Genomic DNA, 2,248 nt, shown 5'->3' with positions numbered 1-2,248 from the left:
CGTTGTTCTTGATCGCGCCGTCGAAGCCGGCGGCGAGCCCGGGCTGGGCCTGGGCTAGGAGCAAGGCGGCTCCGGCGAGGAGGGTGCGGAGGCTGGTGCAGATATGGGTCATGAAGCGGGTCTCTCGGGCATGCGCGCTCGTTCGGCGGCCGGGGCCTGCCGTGAGGGCTGGTTCGAAATCGGAAATCCGTGGTGCAAGGCCGGGCCGGCCGTGCATCGCCCTGAGGAGACGCCAGAAGGCGCGGTTTATTCCCCGAGACCGGCGAAATAGCGCGGCGGCCTCGGGATTCGGGGGTTCAGGGCGCCGGCTTCAACGCCGTGAGGTAATCGATGATGGTCTGCACGTCGGCCTGATCGACGGGCGCCTTGTAGACGTGGACCATCTTGTTCACGGTCTCTGTCCACTGCGCCTTCGTGAGCTTGGGCTGGGTCAGCACCATCCCGGCCGAGTGGCAGGCGAGGCAGTTGTTATTGACCGCCCCGGCCCCCGGTCCGTCGGGGAAGATCCGGTCGGAGGTCGGCATCGCGATGGATTGCGAGGTGAAGCGCATAGGCTCGGGCGCCGGCGCGGCGAGCGCCACCAGGGGAGACAGGGCGAGCGCGGCGATCAGGGCCGCCGGATGGATCGGGTTCATGGCTGGTCTCCTCAAGCGGCCTGGAAGGACACGGTCTCAATGCCGTTCTGCATGAAGCCGTTGGCGTTCCAGACCTGGTCCATGCCCTGGGCGACGCCGTTGGTATTGGTGCAGCGGACCTTGACCGCATGGGTGCCGGCGGCCAGCGCCGGCAGGCTGCCGTCGAAGCGGCGGAAGCTGTAGGGGCCCTCGTCCGCGCCGAGTTGCGCCGGAAACCACGTCGCCCCGCCGTCTCCGGAGACCTCGACCGCCTTTACCCCGCAATCGCCGCCGAACGCGATGCCGCGGATGGCCACCGGCGTTCCAGCCGCCACCTTTGCACCTTCGGTCAAATTGGTGACGAAGGAGCGTGGCACCATCCTGTTGATCGGCACCGTCTTGAAGCCGGTCTGGCCGGGCTTGATGTTGGCGCCTGGCACGTCCGGGATGCGGTAGGCGGTCTTCATCCAGTACCCGTCGTCGGGCTTGTCCAGCACCTCAATGTCGGACAGCATCTTGACCCAGTAGGTCGAGTACCAGCCCGGCACCACGAGGCGGAGCGGGAAACCGTTGAGCAGCGGGAGCTGCTCGCCGTTCATCGCGTAGGCGATCATCACCTCACCATTGTTGGCGTGGTCGAGATCGAGGGACTTCTTGAAGTCCGGCGCGTCGTCGACCACGGGCTCGTCGAGGCCGTTGAAGCGCACCTGCACGGCGCCGGACTTCACGCCAGCGCGTTCGAGCACGTCTTTGAGGCGCACGCCGGTCCAGCGGGCGTTGCCCATCGAGCCGTTGGCCCATTGCGCGCCGGGCACCCGCGGCTCGAACAGGCCGCGTGAATTGCCCGAGCACTGGTTCACCGCGGCGATCTCGAAGCGCGGCAGACCGGCGATGGCGTCGAGCGAGAGCGAGAGTTCCTTGTCGACGTGGCCGTAGACCTTAAGACGGAAGGTGCCGGCGTCGACTTCGGTCGGGATCGAGGCCCAGTGCCAACGGACGTAAAAGCGATCGTTGGGGGTGAACACGCCCTCGTCGAACACCGAGAACGGCGTCTCCAGCAGCGGCGGATGGGTGCGTTGAAGGATCATCTCGGCCTTGCCCGGAAAGGCGGTGGTCAGCGCCCGCTCATCCGGGCCGCCAGGCAGCGGAAGCTTCACCGAGCCTGCCGCCCAGGCCGGCATGGCGGCGCCGAGGCTGCCGAGCCCTAGGCCACCCAGGACGAGGCGGCGGTTCATCGGTCTGTCCAGTCCGTGCATGGTTTCCCCCTTTAAAAAATGTCGGCGTCGATGCGTTCGAGGGCACCGGGCCTGTGGCGATTTCTTGCGACCAAGGAGATGCTACGGGATGCGATTTATTCCCACCAACGGTCTCTCGCGATGCGAACGATCTCCCGATGCGATGGTTTAGAAATTTTCGATCTCCGCCTCTGTGGTGACGGAGGCCGCTTAAGCGTCACGCCGCCGGCGCTTCGACGGGCGCGGTCCTGCGATGCCCGAACAAGGCGTGACGTTCGGCGAAACCGCGCAGGGCGACAATGCCGAGCGGTTCGAGGGCATGCGCCAATCCGTCGATGAAAGTGTCGGTGGCGATCAGCGGCGTGTCGTAGGTCTTGCACAGGCGCTCGACGCGAGCGA

The 2,248-nt window shown here is 66.5% G+C and carries 2 protein-coding genes and 1 pseudogene; all 3 read right to left on the bottom strand.

The features are described 5' to 3' along the window. Positions 1-296: 296 nt before the first annotated feature. On the bottom strand, positions 297-635 hold the full coding sequence (locus FV222_RS23755) for a cytochrome c (RefSeq protein ID WP_147815798.1): 339 nt from the start codon (positions 633-635) through the stop codon (positions 297-299). An 11-nt stretch (positions 636-646) separates the two neighbouring features. Continuing rightward, positions 647-1,870, bottom strand: coding sequence for a molybdopterin-dependent oxidoreductase (locus FV222_RS23750; RefSeq protein ID WP_147815797.1), 1,224 nt, complete (start codon positions 1,868-1,870; stop codon positions 647-649). Positions 1,871-2,066: 196 nt separating this feature from the next. After that, positions 2,067-2,248: pseudogene (locus FV222_RS23745) on the bottom strand (adenylate/guanylate cyclase domain-containing protein); the annotation flags it as partial.

The sequence above is a fragment of the Methylobacterium sp. WL103 genome (genome assembly GCF_008039885.1).
GTDB classification, from domain to species: domain Bacteria; phylum Pseudomonadota; class Alphaproteobacteria; order Rhizobiales; family Beijerinckiaceae; genus Methylobacterium; species Methylobacterium cerastii.
Note: the sequence above shows the minus strand (reverse complement) of the source record. Positions and strands in the feature narration are given on the sequence as shown.

Excerpts from the sequence above, each read along its gene's own strand:
- FV222_RS23755 (WP_147815798.1), bottom strand. The coding sequence starts at position 635 with ATGAACCCGATCCATCCGGCGGCCCTGATCGCCGCGCTCGCCCTGTCT.
- FV222_RS23750 (WP_147815797.1), bottom strand. The coding sequence starts at position 1,870 with ATGCACGGACTGGACAGACCGATGAACCGCCGCCTCGTCCTGGGTGGC.